The organism is Synechococcus sp. Lug-A, assembly GCF_024345655.1.
GTDB lineage: Bacteria > Cyanobacteriota > Cyanobacteriia > PCC-6307 > Cyanobiaceae > MW101C3.
In genome coordinates this window covers 224,489-249,530 of the sequence record NZ_JAGQBN010000002.1, presented here as the reverse complement: position 1 = coordinate 249,530, position 25,042 = coordinate 224,489, and the positions used below count along the sequence as shown (strand labels likewise).

Sequence of the window (25,042 nt, the reverse complement as noted above, 5' to 3'; positions counted from 1 at the left end):
CTGGCACCAGCCAGAGGTGGTGTGGATCAACAGGCCGCCAGAAGAGCCGATGACAACTCGGCCAGTACCATTGGCTCAGGCCGGTTGAATATCAGCCTAGGAGTGACATCTTTCCTGAAAGTCACCGCCGGCAGGCCCCTGAGCGCATCGCCACCGCAGCCGCGGGCCGGCGCTTGGGCGGTTGTGCCCTGAGCCACCCAGCCCGGCGACGGCGAGGGGACTCAGAAACCACGAGAGCGCAAGGGTGCGGGACTGGGCTTTTGTCGCTTGCGGTCTGTTGGGCGGCGTGTGGCTGAGAGAGCGTCACGCACTTGCGAAGCCCTTGCGCCGCGTGACAACCTCAACCCCCGCCGCCGGGTAGGGTGTTTAGTCTCTGACAGTCAGTTGAGTTAACTAATAGGCTGTGCGCGCCCTGTTGTTTCTCGAAGAGGTTGGCAGGTTTAGCGATTGTTTTCCTGATGAGCCACTTCTGATTGGGCGTGACTCAACCGACGTGGATGATCACAGCGAACGGCACTTATGCACCGCATGGCGTGTCGCCCGCCCTTTCGCCAATGAAAATCATGGAAGCTGGGTTCTGGGTGTTTGGGTCGAGCGGTTCTCGTACCTCACACAACCGAAAACCACTATCTACAAACAACTTGATCCAGCTCTGTATGGTTCTGAAATACCACGGCGCAGGGTTGGAGAAGTCAGGACTGAACCCTGCCCATGAGCCTTCGCGCCACCCATCTCGGTATGGAAAATCGCCACACGCCATGACTGGGTGAAGGGTTTGTACGACGAATCTGCCATTCTTACTCAACAGAGATGGAACCGCCCTAAAGATACCTTCAACCGACTCTTTGCCGAGTAACGCAAAGTTGCAGACAACAGCATCAACCGAGATCTTGAGTTTCCCCGCAGCAATCTTTTCGTACGACAGCATGTGAAAGTCTCCGCCACCGGCACGTCGTGCTTCTTCAACAAGCTTTGGTACAATGTCGGTACCTACAACATGCACATTTCTAGCGGCAAGTTCACGAGCAAGCCATCCTTCACCACAGCCAATATCGAGCACGGATAGTGGCAGATATCTGAGAATGGCATCAATGATGGCTTGATCTGTAATCTGCTTCCGACTCTCAATCTGCCCCTCACGTACCGCAGCAGTCCACGGCAGTGCGTTTTTTCCCCATGACTCAACAATCTTCGTGTCGCTGAATGGCTCAGAATTCATCTGGTTTTCCGCTGGCTAATGCCCTGCTCACCTATCGCAGGAAGCTCCAAGAATGAGAGGACTTTTGTGATTCGGTATGGTGCACCAGGATGCTAAGCCGATAACTTCAGGTTGTAGACATAGTAGTCCTGATCGCGAACCCAACCCGCCTGCTCGTAGAGACTTTGAGCCGCGCGATTGGTGATTGCAGTTGAAAGATTCAGTCTTATCGCCTCAGCCTCCTTGGCAAACTCGGCAGCTTTCTCAAGGAGCAAGGTCCCAATGCCCTGCTTTCGATAACTCTCCACGACATACAGATCGTTGAGGACGAAGGTCCTCGCCAGCGAAACAGAGGAAAATGATGGATAGAGCTGGCAAAAGCCAACGGCTACATCCTCAGCAATCACAATGAAGAGAACAGATTCTCTGTTGACGAAGCGCTCATGCAGGAATCGCCTTGCTGCTTCAACATCGCTGGAGCTTCCGTAGAAGACACGATAGGCATCAAACAGAGGTGCGAGATGCTTCAGGTCGGCAAGAACGGCTCGCTGGGCTTGAACTTGATTCATGGGATTTGTATACAAAGCATGTCTCAGGGACAGCGATCAGAAAGAGTCACGTCTTCTGACAATGCTCAATTAGTACGCCCGCTGAGTCTTGGCACTGGGACGTCTATATGGCATCAAGAAAAACACTGACATTCAAACGTCAACGAAGACTAGTCTGATCACGCACATACCAACAAGCCGCAGAGGCTATTCATACCGACGTGGAGTCGAGAGCCTTGGAAGCCGAGTCAAGAAACCGATCTCCCCAAAGGCAGCTCATTGCCCCCGAAGCGACTATCACGAACACACAGAGAGAGAGCTGAAGGACGCTGAGTTGAGATGTAAAACCAGCCGAAAATGGAGCAACTGTGATCAATGCTCCAGTGCCCGCTCCACAGGAAAAACGTAGAGCCATGGCAGGCAGGGTATTCTTCACGGGCTTTCCGACCTGCATCGCTTCCTCAAGTGCATGCACAGCATCATCCTACAGGGGATCATCCCAACGCTGCCCCTAAGTGGCAGGCAAGAAGACAAGACCGTATGCAGTAAACGTTGACGGCCTGCCAACGGAGGGGGGCTTGTTAGTCCGCACTTTGGCGCAGGTGGATAATGTTGCCCTCCGGGTCGCACACATTGCGCACTCGCATGCTCGGCCCAGGCCAGACCGGCCCACAAACCAAGCCCCCTAATTCCATTACAACCTGCTCGGCGTTCTCCAAGCTGGCGACAGTGAAGAACGGCTTGATTGCCCGCTCCTCGCGAACTGTTGGTGGTGCAGTGATCTCAATCCCATCCGCATACTGAGCAGGAATGGCATGAATGATCAACTGAGCGTCCTCTGACTGCAGAACTCGGTGCTCTGAGTCTGCAAGGACCACCTTTGCTGGTAGCAGCTTCTCGTAGAACCGCGAGACTAGCTTAAGGTTCTTGGCGTAGATCAAGACACCTGACTTGGCTGGCCCTGGCATGTTTTGAGTCCAACAGGAGGAGGGGGAAGTATGTACTGTGCTGCCCAACTGCATTTTGGGCTCAAACACCGCGAGCTTCTTCTCCCAAAACATGGCCTTGCCCATACGCGGATCCAACTCATAACCCGAGAAACCACATGACCGATAGGCGGCTTGGGCTGCCTCATTTCCTTCTAGTACTTCCAACGTCATCTTGCAGCAGCCAAGCCTCTGAGCGAGTGCCTCCGCAACCTCCAGCATCCGCTTGCAGATTCCACGGCCGCGATACTCAGCGGATACGATTGCGTCATGAACGTTTAGTAATGGCCGACATGCAAAGGTGCTGAATCCTTCCAAACAAGTAACGAGGCCCGCTGGCCTGCCATCGACAAATGCAAGAATCACATGGACAGTGCCTCTCTTCTGAAGCTCTGAAACAAGATTTGCCCTTACAAACAGAGGTAGCGCTTCGCCTCCACCCATAGGGTCACGTGCATATTCATCCATGAGCTGAATAACAGCCCTTGCTTGCTCAGGTATCGCAAGGTCTGCCTCATCGACCTGAATCACCATGGTTTTCTCCAGATAGGCCTAAGAATCGAGCTGAGCTGCCCGCGGTGGCTGGGGCTGTAGGGATGTCGTAGCGGGTCGGCTTAAGTGAGGGGTTAGGCCTCTCATCAGAGTTTGTCTGGCTTGGGATGTGACTCATCGTAGTGTCAAATAGGCAGCTAGTATGAAGAAGCCGACACCAAACATGAACCAATAGAGCCAATCAGACTGTGCAGTGTTATCGAGTACGGCGGATGCTGGATTCCTTGGGTTGTAGTAGACTCTGACCATTCTTCCTTGATCGTATGGCTTTACAACCGCATCCATCGCAGTTCGGCTGACGCCATACCCTGAGAAAGACGCACGGAATCCCACGTAGATTTGGCCACCAACTTCATAGTGATAGCGCAAAATAGGCTTCATCATTTCCAAGTGTTCGTCGTCCACGCGCGATTCAGTGATTCGACCCGTGACGCTTGGCCAATGCAAGCACTGGTCCGAGCGGAGCTTCAACCAGAGAGACAACCACACCAAGGCAGCACCTGCGAAGAGAGATAAGGCGGCGAATACCATACGTACAGATGCGATATCTAACGATGCCCCTCAGTGGTAGGCATGAGCCATAAGGGCAGGTAGATCATGGGGTTCACTGAATTGATACCACCTATCCACTGCGCTGACATATTAGAGCTTTGCTGCGAGAATGATCCCACTCGCCCACGATATCTTTGTGACGTGGAACCTGCAATCGGCCTCCAAACAGTTAATGAGACTCTCGACCTTGGCGGCGTGGCCATCAGGCCAGTTTGGTTGCGGAAGCATATCGTCAATGATGTAAAGGCCTCCAGGCTTAACCAACTCAAGGGCCCTGTCAAGTAGGCTGTACTTTCCTGACCAGGTATCCGCAAAAATGAAATCATAGTGCTCGCCGTCCTGCGACTGCAAGAATGAGTCGCCGTCAGCACATACAATCTCTAGGCGCGGGTCAGAGCCAAGATGAGTCCTGAGAATTTCTATCAATGACTCATCGTTGTCCACTGTAATCAAGGAAGAAGACTGATCCATTCCATGAAGAATCCATGCAGTTGAAAGACCAGTTCCTGAGCCATGCTCAAGAAATCGAGCTGAAGCCTTTGAAGCCGCAAGCGTCCTCAACAGCGAGCAAGTCAGTGGGTCTGAAGCCATAGTGAATCCCGCTGTCACAGAGTCGTTCCATATGCCCTCTACGGCCTTGGGTTCGTTCAGCCAGTCTCGGTCGTTCATAGGATTTCACAAAGTGCTCTAACATTTGAGTTAACTTGCCCGCTCGCCTCCGCGGGTCAGGTTGAGCGGGAGGTTAGCCGTCACTGCGGCTCACTTGTCCTGCTCTCTCCATGGCGTGCATACATCTTTGAGGCAATCGGCTGGGTCAAGCACCAAGAACCGGCGTTGACCGTAGAACTCGTTTCGCGGTTCCTGGATAACTCCTGCACCCATCTCTTGTGCCTTCTTGTAGACCTCATCGACATCCGGAACAACGAAGGTCACATACATCCCCGTTGGAGCGGTCTGGTAGGCATTGGGGACGAGGTCATGCGTCCGCTTGATGATGCCGAACTCAAGCTCCATGAGTCCCGGGGCACCCAGCTGCACATACCTATCACTGTCGTACTTCACTGCAAAGACCAGTAGCTGAACGTAGAAGTCACGGCAAGCGGATAGATCATTGGCGCTGATGTTCGTGAGGATTCGTTTGAAGGACACGGCGGTAGAGTGAGATCTTACTGTGTTGCCTAACGCTCAAGATCAGCGACGGGCAGTTGTCCTGTCCGCTCATCAAGCACCTTTTCACCCGCCCACTGAATCCTGGGGTTAGCCATCAGCGCGTTGAATTCTCAGCATTTCGCATGCGCCTCGCTGGGACTCGTAGCTCACCCGCTGAATCGACACTTGGTGTCCCGCTGCACGCAGCATCTCGACACTCCCTTCTAGATGCTGCGATATTGCACCACCCAATGCGAGAAGTGGAAATACCCTGACTTCTTTGGCAATTCGGCATAGCTCCAGCAGCGAAGAATTGTGAAATGCTTCGTCTAGCTGTTCGCTATACAAGAAGAGAAGATGCGAACAGAGGACCAAGTCGAAAGAACTGTCAGGAAATGGAAGGTTTGGCAATTCCGATGGCAAGTACCGTCCCTCAACCAAGCCGGATGGATAGTCATCCAAGAAGGCTTGCATAGCAGCCATGCGGACCTGACCGAGTTCCTCGACCGATGTGATGGCTTCCCAAACGAACTCATTCTGACTTTGTCTGGTCTGATTGATCACTTGCTCATAGGTAGCGGCAATACGGGCTTCGATATCAGCTCTGCTGAATGTATAGATTGGATCGCATGAAACAACCTTTATTCCTCTTTTGGTGGCTTCTGTGTTGAAGCTTGCTGGTCCATCCCCACAACCAAGGATGTGGCCTGCCATATCGGCTCCGACCAGTGAGAACATGGCAGAGTACTCCTCGAATGAACGCCCCCAAGGGACAACCTGATCTAGCGTGAACATGGTTCCTCTGATGAATGGGTAACGCCCCGATGAGCGCCGCAGAAGGGCGTAATGCGGAGGCGTCCGCTCCATTGGCTGGTTAGATTGTACTTTGAGTAACCTTCGGAAGAAAATGGAACATATAGTCTCGTTTTCCGAGTGGCACACCTGACGCTCGCAATATGTCGTAGCTAGTGACCAGGTGGAAGTAGAAATTGGGCATCAGAAATTCTGACAGATATTCCTCGCCTGTCAGATCAGCGTGCAGACCCGGCCCAAGAGACAGATGTTTGGTCGCGGGGAGCATTCCTTGGACCTCGTTGTGCTGCGAGAGCAAGGCCCGTGACTCGGCAATATAGGTTTGGGCAAGTTCCATTGATTTGACGGTTGGGTCGAAGTCATTTGACGGAGCCCCATTTAGCCACAATGAGAAATTTCTGGGCTGATTGCAGGTAAAGGCAATCTGTGTCCCCAGCGGAAGCATGTCGTGTGCGAGGCGACGTTGGAAGTAGGTAGCCTCGGGTTCCCCAAACCAGGCTATTCCCGCCTTAAGCAAGTGCTCGAGTGTGACCAGTCGCGAGTCAAAGATCTGAACTGCGTTCGCAAGTTGAGTCGTGGTCATGCGTCCCTCCGAGTTGTCCGGCTTCTCATTTTCCAGTGCAATCTAACGCTCCAGATCTGAGGCGGGCAGAGATACCGGGATGGAACCAGGCCCCAGCTCCCGTCTTCTATATCTGGATGTTAGGTGCTGGGGCTCTGATCGATGCGCTGATAGGGAATCCGGCTTCCTTTGCGCGCTGCAGCTAGAAGGCGTTCGTGAAGCTCTTCCACCTCCTCGAGGATCGGCGCCATTTCGAACCGCTCGCCAAGAACCTCAAACACATCTATATCCGTGTAGTACGCGCGGAACAGATGGCTCGGCACCTCATGCTGTTCACCGAGCAGGCCGACGTAGGTCGCTAGGATATCGCCAGCCACGTGCGTACGACAGAACTCGTCGAGTCGCTCGTCAACGTGCTCAAGCGCATTCCGCAGTTCACGATTGCTCAGGCAGCTATCTTCGGAAATACCTAGCCCGGACCGAAGCCTTGCAGCCCGTAAGAGGTGAACCTTCTTCGTGCGGGCTGGCCACAGGTAGCGCGAGAGGGCTGCCGCCTGGAGAGCCAGAGTCTGCACTCCATCCAGGATGATTCTCGCGTTCTCTTGCCACACCGAGGCCGACGGTGCATGCTCAGCACTACGCTTTTCTTCCGCGGCTCGAAACGCCGAGGTCGTGCAGAAGAGCATGCCTTCGATGTAGAAGGCCTCGTGGGGTGGCCAGATTCCTTCAGGTAGGTCGTCTTGCATGTGACTTCGCTATTGCACATACGCTCAAGATCAGCGGCGGGTGATAGCTGTAGATCCACCGAGACTAGCGAGACCCGCCCGCTGGATCTTGATGTTGGGCGGCGCCTTTCTGTCAGGGAACTGTTCTCCTGTCTTCTGGTGGCACATGTGGAAAGCAGCAGGTCTTTCGCAAGAGACTAAAGGATAACTTGGAAGCTATACCCGTGACGCTCGAACCCAAGTTCTTCATAGAACTTGTGGGCGCGTTCGCGTATTAGATTCGACGAAAGCATTACTTTGTAGCAGTCTTGTAACTTTGCTATGGATAGCGCGTGCTCCATCATTGCTCGACCAACTCCTTGCCTGTGCAGGTCGGGAGCGACTACAAAGTCTTCAACAATGGCCGAAGGTGCTCCCATATGGCCTAGGTTCACCATCACAAGCAGAGCAAAAGACCCTACTATTCGGCTATCAGTTTCTGCGACATATAACTTGTAGAATGGATATTCAGATTGCTGGCAGAGTATTTGCTCTGCCTTCTCATATTCCAAGATCGAGCCATTGTCCATATCAGGTTGCGCCAGCAGCGAAAGCACATTGATAAGGTCGGCCTTCTCTGCTTCTCGGATGGCGATCGACATACCCATGACCTAATCATCTCGTCTCGCCCAACTCTGATTGGTCGGACCCAGTGAAAGATGTACTGCGCCTTGCCTGTGATGCATAAGCGCGGTTCGACCTGCAGGCAAGGAGTGCATAACCTAGCGCAGGGCATCGATCCCATGCTCTTCCAGCCGACGCCCCGCGTTTTAGGCGGACCCGCAGAAGATAGTTCGGCGAGTTACAGCAGGTCCCCCGTCAGCTTCCTCCGCAACGTGTCATGGCAACTATGCCGATCACGATTCAAAGATGAAGGCCAACACCCCACCCCTCCTTCTGATGGCGGTTAGCTTTCCTCCGTCTCCCCTATTCACCCGTCCCCTACAGCTTCCTTCTCCCTGCTGAGACCGACACCCCAGCCCAGCATTAGTCGCCTCCCCTCTCCCCAGCCCCACGCTGCTGCCTCTCCTGGACCATGGGACGTTTGGTATCAATGCCATGCGTCAACTACATCCTCTATCGCTTCAGCCCAGTCGTGGCCTTGCTTGCCAATTACGTCTTCCCATGTCCCCGTCAGAACTCGTCCTGAATTCAACGTCTTCGTCTTTGGCTCCCAACAGCTATTGACTTACCATCCACAACCCCACATTCAGTAGAAACCGTTCGAACAGCGCCTGTGCCGATCCCAGCTGGTGCTGCTCCACAAACCAGTTCAGTGCATCCTGAAGCTCAGCCACCAAGCGCAGCTATGCCAGCGCCTGCCACAACCACTCCCAATCGAAGGCAGCCAATCGAAGGCAGGGTGGCCGATGAGGTAGTGCTGCACCACCACCCGAACCCGGGTTGCGTCCAACGAACCCAGCTGCCAGGCCACCCGGCTGCCAGCGACAGCAATCACCCGCACTGCCGGCCGCCCTGCGGTTCAGCAGCAACGGTCTGGTGCTGGATGGCAGCACGGTGGTGCTGGTCAGCGAGGGCACGCCGCTGCGACGCTGCCTGGTGATGGCCCTGCTCCTGGGGCCGGTGCGGCTGGGGCGTTACGCCGGCCCTGACGGCGGCCCGCCGGAGAGCGCCACCTGTGAACCCGATCCGCTGCTGTAGCGGGCCAGGACGCCCTCGACCGAGAGGGGACTGCAGTAAAGGAAGCCTTGAAAGAAGCGCAGGCCGAGGTTCTGCAGCAACACCAGGGTGTCGGGGTTGTCGACCCCTTCCGCCACCAGATCAAGCTCCATGCGGCTGGCCAGGCCGGCGATCATGGTGACGATCTGATTGGCGAAGGGGTTGACGTGCATCGCCGTCACGAATGATTTGTCGATCTTGACGCCGTTGGGCTTAAGGGTGATGAGCAGGTTGAGCGAGGAATACCCGGTGCCGAAGTCGTCGAGGGCCAGGCGCACCCCCTGGTCCTGGAGCAGGCGGATGTTGCCAGCCACGGTGTCGGTGGACTCCAGCACCGAGCGTTCGGTGATCTCCAAAGTGAGGAGGTGGAAGGGGATCCCCTCCCAGGCGAGCAGGCCCAGCAGCCGATGCACAATGTTGGGGTGCGAGAGTTGCGACGGGGTGACGTTGACGAAGAGCTGGAGCTCCGGGCCTAGCTGCTGGCGCAGGCGCACGAAGCCCTCAATCGCAAGGCGCACCAGTTCCTCGCCGAGGATGTCCATCTGGCGGTAGCGCTCCGCCAGGGCGATGAACACCTCCGGTGAAACATCGCCCTGCTGGGGGTGGTGCCAGCGGGCCAAGGCTTCCACGCCGTGGATGGTGTCGGAGCCATCGACGATCGGCTGGAACAGCATGCGCAGCTCACCCTGGCGCAGGGCCCGCATCAGGTCGGAATAGAGGCTGTAGTCGTCGAGCTCGGTGGGGGCGGCGTTGGCTTCGAAGATGGAGATGCGGCTGTGCTTGTGCTGCTTCGCCTGGTACATGGCGATGTCGGAGCGCTTGATGCACGCCTCGATGTCGGTTTCGTCGGGCTCCACCGTGGCGATGCCGATGCTGAGGCTGATCTCGATCGAGACCCCTGCCACCTGAAAGCTGGCGTCGAAGGCCTTGGCCACCCGCTGGGCCAACTGGCGGGCCTGGCTGCGCAAGTCGCCGCCGGAGCGGTCGGGACCGGCGTACGGGGCCATGAGGATGGCGAACTCGTCACCGCCGTAGCGGGCGAGGAAATCACCGCCGCGGATCTGATCCCGGAGCCGCTGGGCGGTGATCACCAGGGCGGCATCGCCGGCATCGTGGCCGTAGGTGTCGTTGATGTTCTTGAACTTGTCGACATCCACGAACAGGATCGCGGAGGCCTGGCGGCTGCGGTGGGCCCGCTGCACTTCGATCTGAAGCTGCTCGATGAAGTAGCGGCGATTGGGCAGCTGGGTGAGCGAATCGAACAGAGCGAGCGAGCGGGCCGACCGCAGAAAATGCTGAAAGCGGTTCGCCACCTCGGCGAGCCTGGACTCCATGGTGGCCGCATCGTGCTCGGGTAACAGGACTAGATCGCTGTCTGTGGCGGTTTCTGTTTCGTTGTGGATCAGCCGGGCCAGCACGTGCGTTTCGGAGGGCCCATGGGGGAGGCCCTCGGGCCCCATCCTCACCCCCTCCAGCAGGGCGTCGAGGTCGCGGCAGGCCCGGCGGATGCGCTGGGCGGCGCGGCGCTCCACCTTGCGAAGCTGCACCTTCTGCCGCCGCCGCTCCAGCACCAGGAGGATGCGGAAGACGAGCAGCCCGGCGACGATGGCAAGGATGAGGAGAAGATCGTCGGCCAGGGAGCGGGCCACGATGGGCAGCACCGGTTGGCGACGCAGGCCGAGCCGCTGGCGATCGTTGGAGTGGATTGGCGGATCCACCAGTTCGACATCGGCGCGGGCGGCCGCTGCTGCGTCGTCCGTAGCCATGAAATGCACGGCCTCCCCGAGCTGGCTGAGGCTGTCGCTGAGGTTGGGGCCGTAGTCGGATTTGAGCAGCGGTTCGAACAACACCAGGGCGCCGCGGGCGGGCCGCAGGCTGGCGTTATCGGTGAGAGGCGTGATCACACCCATGTAGAGCTGGCCGTCGTCGCTGGGGCAAGCGAGGCGGCGGAAGCTGTTCAGCGTGACGAGGGCGGGCAGCTGATCGCGGGCGCAGCGGATCAACTCCTGCGGCACACCGCCACCGACTCCATGGCTGTTGGTGGTGGCCGCATGGCGGCTTCGGATGCCGCGGCTGTAGGCGAGCAGGGTCTTGCCGCCGGGGCCGAAGATCACCATGCGGGCCTCGCCATCGAACAGGGAGGTGTTGGCCACGTCGAGGCTGACGAAGCCGGGATTGCGGCCGGCGGCGAACTCGTAGGCGTCGTTCCAGTGGCCCCAGTCAAAGACGGTGCGCTTGACGCTCAGCAGCGCCGCCATCACCACCTCCAGCTGTTCGCGGCGCTGGGTGTCTTTTTCAATCCTGATGTTGTCACTGCGCCGGGCGATCTCGAGGCCGAGCAGCGGGGTGAGCAGCAGCAGGGCGGCCAGGCCGGGCAGGCGGGCTTTGGCCCGGGTGAGCGAGTGCCGCTCGTCTTTCCACCAGGAGTGCAGCAGAGACCACGGGCGCCGCCGCTGCCACCGAGAGGTAAGTCGCCGTGGGTTGAGAAGTGCCCCGAGCAAAGGATGCATCCATGCCTTACCCAGGACCCAAGCCTAAGGAGGCCGGGCGGTTCGGGCCCGGCCTCCTTAGGCCTGCGGGTCGAGCCCACCGGGGCGTGGGAATCCTGACGGGCATACATCCGCGCAGGAGCCGGACGGGATGGGGTTCGAGGCGAGGACAGTGGCCGGCGGGGTTCTGCAGGAACGGCTGTGGCAGGCCGGGCGGCGGACTGGTGGATCCGCAACTTCTGCACCATCGCCCACATCGACCAAGGCGAATCCACCCTGGGCGACCGCCTGTTGAAGGACACCGGCAACGCGGCGGCCAGGGCGTTCTGCAGCCCCTCTGAGAGGGCGACAAAGCTCTCACCGCCGTGGATCACCTCGCCGTAGGGCCAACCGCTCAAGGCCAGGCCGTAGTGGAACAGCAGGTGCGGAAACGGCTCTCCTCACAGGGTGATCGCCACCCGCTTGACCTTGGTGAAGTCGCAGAAACCGATCTCTCCGGGCTGATACGCCAGCGGGGACATCACCTCTGGCGTCGGGCCATGCAACGCCTTCCACTGCTGCACCCGCCGCTGCAGGGTGCGTTTCAGTGAACTCCCGTCCTGATCTGGCTTTTGCTCCTGCAGGCGCTCCAGCAGCGGCAGCAACAAGGGCTCCCAGACCCCAGCCAATGGATCAGGCCGCCGCCGACCACGTGGGTTGGCAGCTTGCGGCTGGAGGCAGCCGCGATCAATCCGGTGGGCACTGCTCACCGAAAGACCCGCCGCTGCGGCGGCCACCTCTTGGCGGCGGCCGGCTCGTCGTTTGGACATGTACAGCGCAATCTGTTGAGTGGTGTGGTGAGGGGAGCAGGCATGACCCGGTGCTCTGCGCATGACAACCGGATTCGGCGCAGGCCCTCTAGAGCGGTCAACCTGTTTGGCGCTAACCCTTAACCAGATTGTCGTCGGACAGACGTTGATCAATGCAGAGCACGAAGGAAGCGCCGCTGGCGTGCTCCAGCCTCATGGCCACGGTGCGGCAGGGCTGGCCGGTGGCCAAACTGATGTAGGTGTCGGTGATGTGCTGATGGAGACCGGTGTCAATCAAGCTGAAGAAGTACTCCTTGTTGGCGTGGTCGGTGCCTCGCGTGGCGGGTGTGAACAGGCGGTTCCCGGACGGGGCTAGCCCCTGGCCCAGGTGTGTGTTGCTGATCTGAAGGCCGTCACCGTCGAGCACGTAGGCCGCTTCGATGGCGGTGTTGCTACTCACCCAGTTGGCAAGGCCGCTGTCGAACGTGCTGGCAGCCCTGTGGCGTAGGCGTTCACATCCTGCGAGGGCCAGATTGATCAGATCGAGGCTCTCCTTGCGCCGGGTCTGGATGGCGGCTACGGTCTTGGCCCGCTGGCGGCGGGCAGCTTCCATCAGCACTGGGTGCAGGGCCGCCAGGTGCAGATCAGCCGCTGGCTTGGCGCGCGCAAAGTGATAACCCTGGAAGAACTCCGCTCCGAGGGCGGCGCAGGTGTCCAGTTCTGCCTGGGTTTCCACCGCTTCGGCCAGCACCAGAGTGCCGATGGTCTTTCCGAGTTGGACCAGTGACTTCATCGTTTCCTGTTTGCAGAAGTCGCTTTCGACTCCGGCGATGAGACTGCGGTCGATCTTGATGATGTGGGGCCGCAATTCGGCGATGCGGGGCAGGTTGCTGTGGCCGGATCCCAAGTCGTCGATAGCGATCAGGAAACCGAGTTCACGATGGCGCTCCACGAAGCGTTTTAGGGTCAGCGTATCTTGAACCTTGGTTTCGTTGAGCTCAATCACGATTTCACTGAGTTCCAGACCCGTGGCCAGGGTGGTCTCAAGCAGGGCTCCAGAGCCCTCCACCCCCTCGTCGATCAATGAGCTTTCGAAGTTGAGAAACAGAAAGGGGCGCAGGGACCCGGGCAGGTTGAGATCCCGGTAACGCTCCATGGCAAGGGTGCGGCAGCGGCGATCGAGTGCCAGCAGCCTGCCTTCCTTGCGGGCCTGGGCGAACAGCTGTCTGACACTCATGTGCTTCGGCCGTGCGAGGGCCTCGAGGCCCACGACAGCGGTTTGCTTGAGGGAGACGATTGGTTGAAAGTGAATGTCCAGCTGATCCGATCGAGGGTCCGTATGTCCTTCGATCGATGTTTGCACAGGCTCAGCTTGATCCATTGAGTGCGCATGATGGCTGACTACGGTGGTAGCCATCAGCAATCAACCATAGCGGTTTTGCTGCAACAGCTCTGTCAGACCTGTCGAAGAACAATTCGCCGATGGCTATTCCTTCCGTGGTTTGAAGGTACCGATCTCTGATCTGACTTCTTCACGATTTGCCCCAGCAGGCCACTTCAGCGGCGGCCCCGTCCCCCTTGAGTGACACGAGCCTGACTCGGTTCCGATGGGCTCGAAATCCAAGTAGCTGAATTGACCATGGCTATCGGTCCAAGGACGAAGCCCTTCTGGTGCTATGGCGATGGGTGCTCTCCCTGGATAAGACCTGGGAGGTCGCCCGGTTTCAGGAAAGATGTCACCCTTCTCATTCGTACACCCGGGGGCTTGAGGACATGACCAATGCGCTGAGGTTGTGAACCCACTGGAGCTGCATGGGAAAGAATCACTCCCTTCACGGGCCTGGCTGGTGGCCGAATATCTTGGGCAGGAGACAGTCCGGCGGTGTTGTTTTGATACGAATGGGCGCTCCACCGGAGTGGTCGGTGATGGTGCCGATTGTGAACCAGAGTTTGCTCTGGATGACTGCGAAGTCGTTTTGCTCCTATCCAGCCCAAACCCAGTCGTGAAGCGCGGGTGACCAGAAGTGAGGGGCGTCCGCAGCAACAGGGTCAAGATTGAATACCGGGTCCTGAATTCTTTGATCCCCTCAACCCACCAAGGCCGTACCTTGTCTGTTGAAGCTAGGAGGCTGCTGAATATTTCTGCAGAAGCCGGGCGATGCTGGGTGAACTCGGTCAATCGATGTTTTCCTGCGCCCCAGAATGAAACCGCTTAGCCGAAGCACGGCTGGAAACGTCTCTCTAATGAGCCTTACAGGGTGGCGATAGGAAGTCCGAAACGTCTTTCTTCAGTCTTCTTGATGCAATGTCAAGCCCTGCTCTTCTTGAAGTGTTGCCAAGCATGGCGGCTACCGCGTCAAGTGCACCAATCTTCGCTGGTCCTGTCCTTCCCTCAAGCACTGTTCTTTGTTTAGAGATGTGCAGGTACACGCTGAATAGTCTGGTGAATGGCCATTAGGCCGACAACTGGCAGAGCCGAAACACCAAACCAGGGTCTGCAACCCCAGCTCTTTGGGGTTGAGAGAAACCAAAGAGCATGCGTTACTGGAGTGATTGCCATCAAGACGAAATAGAGTCTTCGTGCTTAGTGAATCAAGTTCATTAACACCAATCAGGTGTGATCGAATAACTTCACGAGTCACTGCTACACCCCCCCCGACGGGCAACCATCGCGCTTGCATTGAATCATTATGTAATCAGGTCCTTATGCAGAGCTGGCAACCCACTCACCCAGCAACGCGCCCAACAGACAGCGGGCGGTTGTCTCCCGAATCCACAGCAACAAGGAGCTGAGCAGAAGCAAGGAGCAGCGGACGTGCCAAGAAGAGCTCAACTCGGGTTGTCCTTTCTTTGCGGGAGGGGAAGGCGAGCAACAAGCCCACGAGGCCAAAAGGCTCTCAGCTGCTCTCAATCTAAGTAGATGCCGGCGAGACAGGAGCCATAGCAGGGGATCAAGCTGATGGAAGCGACGCTCCCAAAGCAGCGAACGGATTGCGACCAAAGTGGTCACTCTTCTTCGTCGGCCCCTCCCAAAGGCACCAAGCGGATCTGCTTGCGCCCCAGCTTGATTTCGAATTCGTCGCCAGGCTTCAGGTCAAGCAGGCTGGTGTAGGCCTTGCCTACCAGCAGATTGCCGTTGAACTGCACCTTGGCCACGTAGCTCAAGCTCCGGCCGGCCTTCCCTTTTCTATTGCCAATACCGTCCCCGAGACTGACCCCTTTGGCCTCAAGCAGTGCCTCATAGAAGGCGGTGAAGTTCAAGCGCTCGCTGCCGTCCCGCTTGGTGCTCACATAGCCGGCGGCTCGCACTAGATCCGACTTCGAGGCCTCCGGCAGTGCCTTCATTATGGCCAGCAGATCAGATCCGGTAAGTGCCATGTGCACGCGGCATTGGTTAAGTGGAGCTTAACAGGCGAGCTGATCGCAGCCAGGTGATGGTCGTGGAGATGGCTCTATCCATGCACTTTGGCCAGCCTCACCATCCTCGTAGCCGACGAGCTAGATGTGGGCTTCCCGCAATAGTTGCAGCAATTGCTACCCATAGCCAACCTCCGCATGCCTCCACCGGCTCCCAGCCCCAGAAGTCACCTAGGCAACATGACCAGGAGCTGCACCGTGGCCGTCAGCGCGCATGGATGACGCAGAGAAGGTTCGCGCCGATGATGAAGGCCTTATGGCCTGGAGAGGCTCGTGACTGGCAGTAGTGGTTTCAAGTGGTGGCACTCGATCCTCATTCTCGCGGGAGCCAATGCGGTCAGTGCTTTGCCGGCTGGCTTCGGCGGCGACTTTGCCTTTTACAACGCGTTCCGACAACCGGATGTGGCACCACCCGACTGGGCCTTCGCCCCGGTCTGGTTGGTTCTCAATGTGACATCTCTGGTGGCATTGTCACGCATCGCCAACGCGCCGAATCGTTCCACTATGCGGATGGTGTTCCTTTGGTCGGAGGGCATGGGCTGGGTGTTGTTTTCTGCCTTCACCACCCTCTATTTCCTGCTGCACAGCCCGGTTCTTGGAGCCGCGGATACCGTCGCCGGACTCATCGTCGGGCTGGTCAGCCTGGTGTGCGCGTTTCAGCTCGACCGTCTATCGGCAAGCTTCATTTCCCTCCGGGTGATTTGGTTGATCCTGGCTACCTATGTGTCCCTGTTTGTGGCCACGTCGAACCCGGACCCTTTCTTGGGCACTGGACTGCTGCTGTAAGGCGACCAAGCATGCGTCAGTGCGCACAAAACGTCCCCTTGGCGACCTGGTACGAGTAGGTGGCCACCATGGATTGGAACGCCTCACGTGTCCAGGGTAGTGGTCAACCAAGCAGCGGACCCTTAGGAAGCTCTGGGCAACCTCGCTTAGCCAGGCCGCCATGGCGCGAACAGGTTCCGATCGAATCTATTCATGCGCCGCTCGATGCCAGCGAAACGGCGCATTGTTGGAACCTCGATCAGAGCCTCTTTCATGTCTGGGTCACTGAGTGAGTACCACTACTGCATCAGATGCATCCGCAGCATCATTGCCAGCGGATACGGCGGGCGGCCACCTTGCTTACCGCTCTTGGGGTAGTGGGGCTCTACCAGGTTGATCAGTGACTTCCATGGCACCACCTGCTCCATATCGGCCAAGAACTTCTCGCGTTCTGCGCGTTGCTTAGCCGTAGCCTGCTAGTAATCTCCAAGGCCAAAATGCTCACCGCCCATCAACCCTGTCCCGGCCACTGATCACAGGAATATTGTTCCGGAATCAGGATTGGTTTTCCAGAGACTCCCTAGCCGTACTTTGTCATAGTTTGTGTCCGGCCCAGGTGTTCAGGGCGAAGGGGCTTAACACCTGGTGTGGTGATCACCGGCGCATCAGACAGGTGGCAAGCAGCCGAACAAGCTGCATTCCGGTGGCGTTCAAAAGGTGAAGGTGGTTTTCACCAGGCCGCCCAGTTGGTTGAAGGTCTCGCCGGAGGGGGTGTCCTGGCCCAGGGGCCGGCTGAGATAGAAGAGGGCAGGCGTCACGGAAATGTTGTCGCTCACCTGGAACTTGTACCACCACTCCCACACGACATTGCCGTCGTTGGGGGTGTCGTTGCCTTCGAGGGCCGTGGCGAAGACCGGCTGGCCCACGGCCATGCCGAGGGCGTTCCCTTTCACGAACACATCACTCCACTCCAGCCCCACCATCCACGACTGACTGGTGCGCACATCGCCATCCACCTCCTGGCCGTCGTACGACGTGGAGTTGATGCCCCAGCCGGCACTGATCGAGGGCAGCCAGCCGGAGCCGGAGGGTTGCCAGTAGCCGCTGAGGCCGATGGCATTGGTGCTGCTGCTGGGGTTCTCGAAGGCGAGGGCGGTGATGGGCGTGGTGCCGGGCACCCCCACCCCTGACTGGATGTAGCTGTAGATCGCAGCCACGGCCCATTGCTCCTGCGCATAACCGATCTGCACGGTGCCGGTACCGGCGCTGGCGCTGGTACCGATGCCGCCCTCGCTCGGATTGCCGCCGTTGCCGTTGGCGGCCACGTAGTTGGCGCTCACACTGAAGCCACCGTTCTGCCACCAGAGGCCGGCGCCGGGGCCGAGGTTCTTGTTGTAAGCCGCCGGTGCACCGTTGAGGGTGAGCGCGTTCAGGATCGTGTCGCTGGGGTACACGCTCGGCCACAGGGCGAGCATGTCTTCCTGACCGACGCGGCCACCGAGGGTGGCGGTGAAGCCGCTGCCGAGCGGGAATTGATAGAAGAGCTTGTCGATCGCCACCACATCGCCGCAGTCGGCGTTGTCGCCGCAATCCTCCTGGAACGCCACTTCCAGGGTGGAGAGGCCGCCGGTGGGGCCGGCGCCGCCGAAGGCGCTGTCGGCGAAATTGCCGGCCCGCAGGATCGTGCGCAGCAGATCCTTGCCGCTGAAGCTGGTGTCGAAGCTGAGCTGGAGGTCGTAGCTGAAGGTGGTGGCGCCCACCTCCTGGCGGACCGCCCCTGTTGGAGCACTGCCGCCGAAGGCATTCGCCCCGAGCACGAAGGTGGCCTGGCCGCTCAGCTTGGTGGTGGTGGAGAACTGGCTGGCTTCCAGCTCGCCGACTTTGGCTTCGAGGCCATCCACCCGGCCCTTGAGCACGGCCAGTTCAGCTTCGAATTCCTTGAGCAGGCGGCGCAGCTCGTCGGTGACCTCGGTGATGCGGTCGAGGCAGGCGTTGAGCAGAGCAGCGGCTTCCCAGCGGCTGAGGGCCTGCTTGCCGCGAAAGGTGCCGTCGGGGTAGCCGGCGACGCAGCCGTAGCGCTCGATCAGGTTGGAGAGCGCCTGATAGGCCCACTCGGTGGGCTGAACATCAGAAAACTGATTGATGCTGGTGACCTGATCGGCGCTGAGGCCATCGGCGGCCTGGCCAGCGGCATAGCGCTGGATGCCCTCCAGGTTGAGCTCCGCCGCGCTGGCGCCAACGGGTGCCAGCGGCGCCAGCAGACCGAGGGCGGCAGGAACGATCAGGCGAAGCAGAGGCTGGGTCATGGAGGGCTGGGGGCAAGGTGAATGATGCGAAAAAGATAATCGTTATCAAAGCTCTTAGGACTGATCGTGGCCGGTTGCCCTGCCGACCAGTCCAGCCTTGGGGTATCCGCTGCTGATTCCGTCCCCGCAACCACTGTGCGAATCAGCGACTGCTGTCTCAGTCATCGCCATCGTCGTCATCGTTTCCTTTGCGTTTCTCGCCCCCATCACGGTCGTCGTCGCTGTCATCGCGGCTGTCTCGCTCTTCGCTGGCGTCGTCGCGGCCCGGGTTCTGAGTCACCAGAAAGCCAGGGATGAATCCACAACCCGTGGTCGCGGCGATTAGCACCCCGGCGATGAATGAAAGGCTGAGGCGGGATCCGGGCATGGGGCATCAGGGCCAATGGAGACAGATTGTGCGGGCTGAGGAGCGGATGGCATCCCCCGGGCACAGAGCCGGGTGTCTTTGGTGACAGGCTCCACTGGCGTCAGTGCCAAGACCGGCAGGCCTGCGGCCACTGGCCCTTTGTGCTGGATGCGGAACCCGGTGCCAACCATCACACCGGTGGGTGGCCAATGGGCCCTGCGCTGCACGGCAGCCGGGGGACAGTGCCGACAGCTGTCAGCCGCAGACCATGAAGCACATCCAGCTCCGGTGTCGCCGCCTCGCTCTGAGCCTGCCGCTTTGGCTGGGCCTCACCCTGAGTGCCTGCAGCATTCCCAGCACCAACTCCGTCACAGCTGTGCCGACCGATCAGGCGGTTCCGACAGAACAGGCAGTGGTGACGTCCTTCGTGGAGACGGTGGTCACGCCCAACTATGCGCAGCTCGTGAAGCAGACAGCTGCTCTGCAGGACGCCATCCGGCTCCTCACGGACAAACCCACCGAGGCCCATCTCCAGTCGACCCGCCAGGCCTGGCTGGCGGCCCGCCAGACCTGGGAAACCAGCGAGAGCTGGGCATTCGGCCCCGCCGCCACGGAGGGTTTCGACGGGGCCATGGACGACTGGCCGGTGAACCGCAAGGACCTCGCGACTGCTCTGAGCAGTGGACGCTTCAGCCCCGAAACCTTCGCCACGCTCAGTGAAACCGCCAAGGGGTTCCACGGCATCGAATGGGTGATCTACGGCGGGCGAACCGGCAGCCCTCCCAGTGCAGAGCAACTGAGCGCCAACGAACTCGTCTACCTGGGTCTGGCGGCCGCTGATCTTCACAACCAGGCGGAAGGACTGCTGGCCAGCTGGTCGGGGCCGCAGGGCTTCGGGGCACGGATCAGCAGTCCTGGCGAAGCCGGCGCAGCGGTGCAGGAGATGCTGCAGGGAGTGATCGGCCTGCTCCAGGAGGGGGGCGATGAAAAGCTTGGCCAACCACTCAACACACGCGATCCCCACACCCTGGAAAGTGCCGCAAGCGGCAACACCCGAGCGGATCTGGTGGCCAACGTGGAAGGAGCCCGGCGGGTGCTACTGGCTACAGGGCTGCTTGGCCTGATCCGCGGCCGCGATCTGGAGCTGGCCAGCCAGATCGACGCCCAGAGCGCCGCCGCGGTGGCGATGGCCAAGGCCCTGCCCCAGCCGCTCAACGACGCCCTCGCTGATCCCTCCTCCCGTCAGGCGATGCAGCAGCTGATCACCCAGCTGCACAGCACCGCAAAACTGCTGGAACGGTCGGCACACCTACTGTCCTGATGGCTCGCCACTGTTGCAAGAGGCCGCCGATGTGGCGGTTGGTGCTGCCAATGATGCTGGGCCTGCTGGCCTTGCTGGTGGTGCTGGCCATCCGGCTGCAACCCAAGGTGGCGGCGACTGATCCGCAGCGGGCCGCCGGAGTGATGACGGTGGCCAACCGCACATCGGCTTCCTTTGAGCAACCGGCCGCCGGCCTCAGCCCCGCCGAACTCGACCGCCATCTGATCTCCGATGTGCTGTTCGATCGCACCCATGTGCCTCTGGCCGGATCCCCCGGTGCTGGCCTGGGCCCCCGGTTCAATGCCGCCTCCTGCATCGCCTGCCATGTGCGCAACGGCCGCGGCCGACCGCTGATGGGAGAAGCGTTGGTGCGGGTGGCCCTTCCGGATGGCCGGCCCGTGCCGGGCCTCGGTCATCAGGTGAGGGACCGGGCGGTGTTGGGCTGGCGGCCCGATGCGGCTGTACAGGTGGAATGGCAAGCGCAGGGGGGCCTGCGGCGGCCGTTGGTGCACCTCAAAGGGCCGGAAGGCGTTGATCTGGCGGCCGCCAGCGTGGCCCGCTCCTTACGTGTGGCGCCGCCGCTGATCGGCATGGGTCTGCTGGAGGCAGTGCCGGAGACGGTGATCCTGGGCCGCGCCGATGCCGACGACCACGATGGCGACGGCATTTCCGGCCGTCCCCACTGGTTGGTGGCTGACTCCGGTCAGCGGCGGCTGGGACGCTTCGGCTGGAAGGCCCTGGCAGCTTCCGTGCGCGAGCAGACCACCGCCGCCTTTCTCAATGACATGGGCCTGACCACAGAGGCCCTGACCACAGAGGCAGTGCCCGGTTCCGGCCTTGCTGCCGGTGGGCAAGCGGCTGATATCAGCGACGAAGAGCTGACTCTGGTGACCTTCTACAGCCAGACCCTGGGAGCGCCGCGCACCGCCCTGCCGGCCTCCAGCCGAGCGGTGAGACGGGGCCAGGAGCTGTTCGACTCGCTCCAGTGCGCCAGCTGCCATGTGCCCCAGCTGATCACCGGCCGCTCGCCGCAGGCGGTGGCGCAGGCGCTGCAAGGCCAGACGATCTGGCCCTACACCGATCTACTGCTCCACGACCTGGGTCCCGGCCTCGATGACGGGGTCGCGGAGCAGGGGGCGGCAGGGAGCGAATGGCGCACCGCGCCGCTCTGGGGCGTAGGCCTGACCCAGCGGGTGAACGCCTCAGCCGGTTTCCTTCACGACGGTCGCGCCCGCACGCTTGAAGAAGCGATCCTGTGGCATGGAGGGGAAGGAGAAACGTCGCGGTTGCGCTACGAACAGCTGTCCGTGCAGGGTCGCCGAGAACTGCTGGCCTGGTTGGCGCAGTTGTGAACCCTGGGTTTGGCAAGGCGGCGCTGTGACGGTGTGGCAGAGCCGCCTTTCATGCCGGGGCCTTCCGCGCGGTGATCAGGAAGCGTCGTGGCGGGCCTGGCAGCTGGGGCAGATGCCGAAGAACTCCAGGGTGTGGAACAGCAGCCGGAAGCCGTCCAGCTGCTGGGGTTGCAGGTGGACGTCGTGCATGGGGCAGGCCCGCAGCGGCAGGGTGCGGCCGCAATCGACGCAGGTGAGATGGTGCTCGTCCCGTTCGGTGGGGGCGTAGAGGGCTTCGCCACTGGGCAGATGGCGGCAACGAACCAGCCCGCGCTGCTGCAGCTGGCGCAGGTGCCGGTACACCGTGGCCAGGCCCATGCCATGGGGCGTGCCGCGCAGCCGGGCATGCAGGTCCTGGCCGGAAAGCTCGTGGCCGGCGGCCTGCAGCTGATCGAGCAGATGGCTCTGTTTGGCGTTGAGCGGGCTCTGCTTCAGCGGGCTCTCGTTCTGCGAAACAGGAACGGCTGCCTCGGAAGCCATGGCCAGGACGACAGCGGGTCAACGCCGATCCTATGGAGCGCCGTGAGAGGGCGGCGCCTGCGCGGCGGCGATGCAGAGGCCGAGGCACGGGCGCAGGCCATGCCTAAATGAGTATGATTCTCAATTCGACCCCTCGCCGTTTCGGTGCCGGGATCCCCGCTCTCCTCTGCCTGCCATGCGTCTCCTTCTGCGCCGTGCGGCGGTACTGGCTTCTGCGGCCCTGCTGGTCGCCTGCGGCCAGACCGCCCAGAATCCGGCGGCCAGCAACGGCACCGACCTGCAGGTGGTCACCACCTTCCTGCCGATCACCGGATTCACCAAGGCGGTGGCGGGCGACTGCGCCACGGTGCAGGCACTGGTTCCCACCAATGTTGGACCCCACGACTTCCAGGCCACCCCATCGGATCTGGTGAAGCTGCAGAAGGCCGACGTGCTGGTGAAGAACGGCCTGGGTCTGGAGTCGTTCCTCGACAAGCTGATCGCCAGCGCCGACAACCCCACGCTGCGCGTGATCGACACCAGCAGCGGCGTGGCGACCCTGGCCAATGCGGACCAGAAGGCCGCGGAGAAAGGCGGTGGTGAGCACGGGCATGACCATGGCCACGACCATGGAAGTGATCCCGCTGGCGAGGCGGCGGAAAGACAGGAGGCGGCCAAAGAGCACGACCAGGGGCATGATCACGGCCACGAGCACGGACCGATCAACCCCCACATCTGGCTCGATCCGCTGCGGGCCGTCCAGCAGGTGGAAACGATCCGGGATGGCCTGATCGCCGCCAAGCCCGCCTGCAAGGAGCAGTTCAGCGCCAACGCCGCCAGCTTCACCGCCGAGCTGCAGGCACTGAATGCCGAGCTCGCCGCCCAGCTCAAGCCCTTCGCCGGCAAGACCTTCGTGGCCTTCCACGACTTCGCCCCCTACTTCGCCGAGCGCTACAAGCTCAAGACCGCCTTCGTGGTGGAGGCGCCCGAGCAGAACCCCACCCCGGCCGATCTGCAACGGGTGGCCGAGCAGGTGAAGCAGTCCGATCTCAAGGCCCTGCTCTCCGAGCCGCAGGAAGGCAGCCGCTCGTTCAACGCCCTCGCCGGCGACCTCGGTGTGCGGGTGAGCGTGTTCGATCCGCTCGAAACCGGTCCGGCCGAGGGCGAAAACCCCGGCTACTACACCGTGCAGATGCGCCGCAACGTGTCGGATCTGGTCAAGGCCTTCGGCAAGTGAGCCGGCCCGGACCAGCTGCACTGGTGGCAGCAGCCCACCACCTGGCGGCGCTTCCACCTGCAGCGATCTCCCGGGCGATGGATCCCCCCGCACACTCGGTAGGCTGCAGCCATGGCTGAAATGGTTCTCGAAGTCAGCGACCTCACGGTGCGGCGCGAGGGCCGGACCGTGGTGGAGGGGGTGAGCTTCACCCTGGCGGCGGAAACCGACACGGCGCTGGTGGGCCCCAACGGGGCCGGCAAGAGCACCCTGGTGCAGGCTCTGCTGGGCATCCTTCCGCACCAGAGCGGCCAGGTGCGACTGCTGGGTCGGCCGATGGGCCCCCAGGGCCAGCTGCCCGCTTCGGTGCGGGCCCAGGTGGCCTACCTGCCCCAGTCCTTCACCGTCCGCTACCGCTGCCCGCTCAGCGTGGCCGACTTCGTGGGCCTCGGCTGGGATCCGCCCGGGCTGCAGCTGCCCTGGCGCGGCAGTGAGCGGCGGCGGCAGGCGGTGCGCCAGGCGCTGGCCAAAACCGGCTGCAGCGACCTGGCCGACCGGCTGATCAGCGAGCTCTCCGGCGGCCAGACCAAGCGCGTGCTGCTGGCCTTCTGCGTGGTGCGGCCCCGGCGCCTGCTGGTGCTCGATGAGGCCCAGGCCGGCCTCGACAGCCAGGCGGCGGAGCAGTTCTACGGCCTGCTGTTCGACCTGCGCCGCAGCGAGGGCTGGACGATCCTGCAGGTCTCGCACGACCTTGAGATGGTGCGGCGCACCTGCGACGGCGTGCTGTGCCTGAACCGCAGCCTGCGCTGCTCCGGCCCCCCCGATCACGCCCTCAGTCCCGCTCAGCTGGAGTGCGTCTACGGCCGGGGCTACGTGCCCTACCACCATCACCACCGATGAACGACGGCGTGGCCCTGGCCGAGCTGCTGGCCCTGCCCTTCATGCAGCGCGCCCTGATCGGCGGCCTGCTCACCGGTGCCCTGGGCGGCCTGCTGGGCAGTTTCGCGGTGCTGCGCCAGCTCTCCTTCTTCAGTGATGCGCTCGGCCATTCGGCCCTGCTCGGCATCACCCTCGGCATCCTGCTGGGTCTCAACCCCACCCTGGTGCTGATCCCCTTCGCGGTGCTGTTCGCCCTGGTGGTGAGCCGCCTGGTGGAACGCAGCCAGCTGCCCACCGATGCTCTGCTCAACATCGTCTATTCGTCGTCACTGGCGATCGCCGTGGTGGCGCTCAGCTTCGTGCGCAGCTACAAGGGCGGCATCCATCAGCTGCTCTTCGGCGACATCCTCGGCATCTCCTGGCTCGACCTGGGGCTGATCGTGGCCCTGCTCCTGACTGCCGTGGGCTATCTGGGCCTCACCCGCCGCGACCAGATCCTGCTCACGCTTGATGAGCCGCTGGCGCTCTCGCGTGGGGTGGCAGTACCGCTGCACCGTCTGCTGTTCATCGTGCTGCTGGCCGTGGTGGTGGCGATCTCGATCAAGGCGGTGGGGGTGCTGCTGATCAGTGCCTTCGTGGTGATCCCCGCCTGTGCCTCCCGGCTGGTGAGTGTTCAGTTCAATGGCTACGTGGCGCTGGCCGCAGGCCTTGGCGCCATCTGCGCCGTGCTCGGCCTGCTGCTCTCCGGCAGCCTGAACCTGCCGTCAGGTCCCTGCGTGGTGCTGATGCAGCTGGTGGGCTTTCTGCTGGCCCTGGCGCTGGCCCCACGGCAACGGCTGGCCTGAGCGGGAGCGGGCGCCC

At 61.0% G+C, this 25,042-nt stretch carries 24 protein-coding genes and 2 pseudogenes; 8 read left to right on the top strand and 18 right to left on the bottom strand.

What is annotated here, in order from left to right:
* Positions 1-517: 517 nt before the first annotated feature.
* The 10 genes from KBY86_RS02700 to KBY86_RS02660 all read right to left on the bottom strand — a co-directional run bounded on the left by KBY86_RS02700 (position 518) and on the right by KBY86_RS02660 (position 7,726).
* Complete coding sequence (locus tag KBY86_RS02700; RefSeq protein WP_255140068.1) at positions 518-1,219, bottom strand: bifunctional 2-polyprenyl-6-hydroxyphenol methylase/3-demethylubiquinol 3-O-methyltransferase UbiG; 702 nt, start codon at positions 1,217-1,219, stop codon at positions 518-520.
* A 92-nt stretch (positions 1,220-1,311) separates the two neighbouring features.
* Complete coding sequence (locus KBY86_RS02695; RefSeq protein ID WP_255140067.1) at positions 1,312-1,767, bottom strand: GNAT family N-acetyltransferase; 456 nt, start codon at positions 1,765-1,767, stop codon at positions 1,312-1,314.
* 560 nt (positions 1,768-2,327) lie between these two features.
* Positions 2,328-3,266: a GNAT family N-acetyltransferase gene (locus KBY86_RS02690; protein ID WP_255140066.1), complete on the bottom strand. Its 939-nt coding sequence runs from the start codon at positions 3,264-3,266 to the stop codon at positions 2,328-2,330.
* A 132-nt stretch (positions 3,267-3,398) separates the two neighbouring features.
* Positions 3,399-3,815 (bottom strand): DUF3592 domain-containing protein, encoded by a 417-nt coding sequence (locus tag KBY86_RS02685; protein ID WP_255140065.1) that lies wholly within the window; start codon positions 3,813-3,815, stop codon positions 3,399-3,401.
* Positions 3,816-3,926: 111 nt separating this feature from the next.
* On the bottom strand, positions 3,927-4,505 hold the full coding sequence (locus tag KBY86_RS02680) for an O-methyltransferase (RefSeq protein ID WP_255140064.1): 579 nt from the start codon (positions 4,503-4,505) through the stop codon (positions 3,927-3,929).
* Between the two features lie 90 nt (positions 4,506-4,595).
* Positions 4,596-4,985 (bottom strand): VOC family protein, encoded by a 390-nt coding sequence (locus KBY86_RS02675; protein ID WP_255140063.1) that lies wholly within the window; start codon positions 4,983-4,985, stop codon positions 4,596-4,598.
* 108 nt (positions 4,986-5,093) lie between these two features.
* Positions 5,094-5,723, bottom strand: coding sequence for a methyltransferase domain-containing protein (locus tag KBY86_RS02670; RefSeq protein WP_255140062.1), 630 nt, complete (start codon positions 5,721-5,723; stop codon positions 5,094-5,096).
* A 136-nt stretch (positions 5,724-5,859) separates the two neighbouring features.
* Positions 5,860-6,381 carry a DUF1993 domain-containing protein gene (locus KBY86_RS15255; RefSeq protein ID WP_399220994.1) on the bottom strand — a complete coding sequence of 174 codons (522 nt, stop codon included), beginning with the start codon at positions 6,379-6,381 and terminating at the stop codon, positions 5,860-5,862.
* Between the two features lie 119 nt (positions 6,382-6,500).
* A complete protein-coding gene (locus KBY86_RS02665; protein ID WP_255140061.1) occupies positions 6,501-7,106 on the bottom strand; it encodes a hypothetical protein in 606 nt (201 codons plus the stop codon).
* Positions 7,107-7,282: 176 nt separating this feature from the next.
* Positions 7,283-7,726: a GNAT family N-acetyltransferase gene (locus tag KBY86_RS02660; RefSeq protein ID WP_255140060.1), complete on the bottom strand. Its 444-nt coding sequence runs from the start codon at positions 7,724-7,726 to the stop codon at positions 7,283-7,285.
* An 802-nt stretch (positions 7,727-8,528) separates the two neighbouring features.
* Between KBY86_RS02660 and KBY86_RS02655 the strand changes: the two genes are divergently transcribed.
* Complete coding sequence (locus KBY86_RS02655) at positions 8,529-8,786, top strand: hypothetical protein (RefSeq protein WP_255140059.1); 258 nt, start codon at positions 8,529-8,531, stop codon at positions 8,784-8,786.
* Here KBY86_RS02655 and KBY86_RS02650 read toward each other — a convergent pair.
* Positions 8,723-11,305: a bifunctional diguanylate cyclase/phosphodiesterase gene (locus KBY86_RS02650; protein ID WP_255140058.1), complete on the bottom strand. Its 2,583-nt coding sequence runs from the start codon at positions 11,303-11,305 to the stop codon at positions 8,723-8,725. The genes KBY86_RS02655 and KBY86_RS02650 overlap by 64 nt on opposite strands.
* Before the next feature lie 216 nt (positions 11,306-11,521).
* Between KBY86_RS02650 and KBY86_RS02645 the strand changes: the two are divergent.
* A pseudogene (locus KBY86_RS02645) lies at positions 11,522-11,614 on the top strand (GTP-binding protein); the annotation flags it as partial.
* 119 nt (positions 11,615-11,733) lie between these two features.
* Here KBY86_RS02645 and KBY86_RS02640 read toward each other — a convergent pair.
* From KBY86_RS02640 to KBY86_RS02630, 3 genes are all read right to left on the bottom strand, one after another.
* Positions 11,734-12,102, bottom strand: a complete 369-nt coding sequence (locus tag KBY86_RS02640; RefSeq protein WP_255140057.1) for a hypothetical protein — start codon at positions 12,100-12,102, stop codon at positions 11,734-11,736.
* 112 nt (positions 12,103-12,214) lie between these two features.
* Complete coding sequence (locus tag KBY86_RS02635) at positions 12,215-13,462, bottom strand: EAL domain-containing protein (RefSeq protein WP_255140056.1); 1,248 nt, start codon at positions 13,460-13,462, stop codon at positions 12,215-12,217.
* Between the two features lie 1,625 nt (positions 13,463-15,087).
* Positions 15,088-15,459, bottom strand: coding sequence for an AbrB family transcriptional regulator (locus KBY86_RS02630; protein ID WP_255140054.1), 372 nt, complete (start codon positions 15,457-15,459; stop codon positions 15,088-15,090).
* A 312-nt stretch (positions 15,460-15,771) separates the two neighbouring features.
* On the opposite strand from KBY86_RS02630, the gene KBY86_RS02625 reads away from it, so the two are divergent.
* Positions 15,772-16,284: a tryptophan-rich sensory protein gene (locus tag KBY86_RS02625; protein WP_255140052.1), complete on the top strand. Its 513-nt coding sequence runs from the start codon at positions 15,772-15,774 to the stop codon at positions 16,282-16,284.
* A 209-nt stretch (positions 16,285-16,493) separates the two neighbouring features.
* Here the strand turns inward: KBY86_RS02625 and KBY86_RS02620 are convergent.
* From KBY86_RS02620 to KBY86_RS02610, 3 genes and pseudogenes are all read right to left on the bottom strand, one after another.
* Positions 16,494-16,712: pseudogene (locus KBY86_RS02620) on the bottom strand (transposase); the annotation flags it as partial.
* Positions 16,713-16,973: 261 nt separating this feature from the next.
* The gene (locus KBY86_RS02615; RefSeq protein WP_255140051.1) at positions 16,974-18,569 is read right to left on the bottom strand and encodes an iron uptake porin; all 1,596 of its coding nucleotides are present in this window, start codon (positions 18,567-18,569) and stop codon (positions 16,974-16,976) included.
* A 157-nt stretch (positions 18,570-18,726) separates the two neighbouring features.
* Positions 18,727-18,936, bottom strand: a complete 210-nt coding sequence (locus tag KBY86_RS02610) for a hypothetical protein (RefSeq protein ID WP_255140050.1) — start codon at positions 18,934-18,936, stop codon at positions 18,727-18,729.
* 247 nt (positions 18,937-19,183) lie between these two features.
* On the opposite strand from KBY86_RS02610, the gene KBY86_RS02605 reads away from it, so the two are divergent.
* Positions 19,184-20,236 carry an imelysin family protein gene (locus KBY86_RS02605; RefSeq protein ID WP_255140049.1) on the top strand — a complete coding sequence of 351 codons (1,053 nt, stop codon included), beginning with the start codon at positions 19,184-19,186 and terminating at the stop codon, positions 20,234-20,236.
* A 53-nt stretch (positions 20,237-20,289) separates the two neighbouring features.
* Positions 20,290-21,588 carry a di-heme oxidoredictase family protein gene (locus KBY86_RS02600; RefSeq protein WP_255140048.1) on the top strand — a complete coding sequence of 433 codons (1,299 nt, stop codon included), beginning with the start codon at positions 20,290-20,292 and terminating at the stop codon, positions 21,586-21,588.
* Positions 21,589-21,663: 75 nt separating this feature from the next.
* Here KBY86_RS02600 and KBY86_RS02595 read toward each other — a convergent pair whose 3' ends face one another.
* Positions 21,664-22,107, bottom strand: coding sequence for a Fur family transcriptional regulator (locus KBY86_RS02595; RefSeq protein ID WP_094510910.1), 444 nt, complete (start codon positions 22,105-22,107; stop codon positions 21,664-21,666).
* Positions 22,108-22,282: 175 nt separating this feature from the next.
* On the opposite strand from KBY86_RS02595, the gene KBY86_RS02590 reads away from it, so the two are divergent.
* The 3 genes from KBY86_RS02590 to KBY86_RS02580 all read left to right on the top strand — a co-directional run bounded on the left by KBY86_RS02590 (position 22,283) and on the right by KBY86_RS02580 (position 25,026).
* The gene (locus tag KBY86_RS02590) at positions 22,283-23,323 is read left to right on the top strand and encodes a metal ABC transporter solute-binding protein, Zn/Mn family (RefSeq protein ID WP_255140047.1); all 1,041 of its coding nucleotides are present in this window, start codon (positions 22,283-22,285) and stop codon (positions 23,321-23,323) included.
* 111 nt (positions 23,324-23,434) lie between these two features.
* Positions 23,435-24,202 carry a metal ABC transporter ATP-binding protein gene (locus KBY86_RS02585; RefSeq protein WP_255140046.1) on the top strand — a complete coding sequence of 256 codons (768 nt, stop codon included), beginning with the start codon at positions 23,435-23,437 and terminating at the stop codon, positions 24,200-24,202.
* Positions 24,199-25,026 (top strand): metal ABC transporter permease, encoded by an 828-nt coding sequence (locus KBY86_RS02580; RefSeq protein WP_255140045.1) that lies wholly within the window; start codon positions 24,199-24,201, stop codon positions 25,024-25,026. The genes KBY86_RS02585 and KBY86_RS02580 overlap by 4 nt, the downstream gene beginning before the upstream one ends.
* The last annotated feature ends 16 nt before the right edge of the window (positions 25,027-25,042 follow it).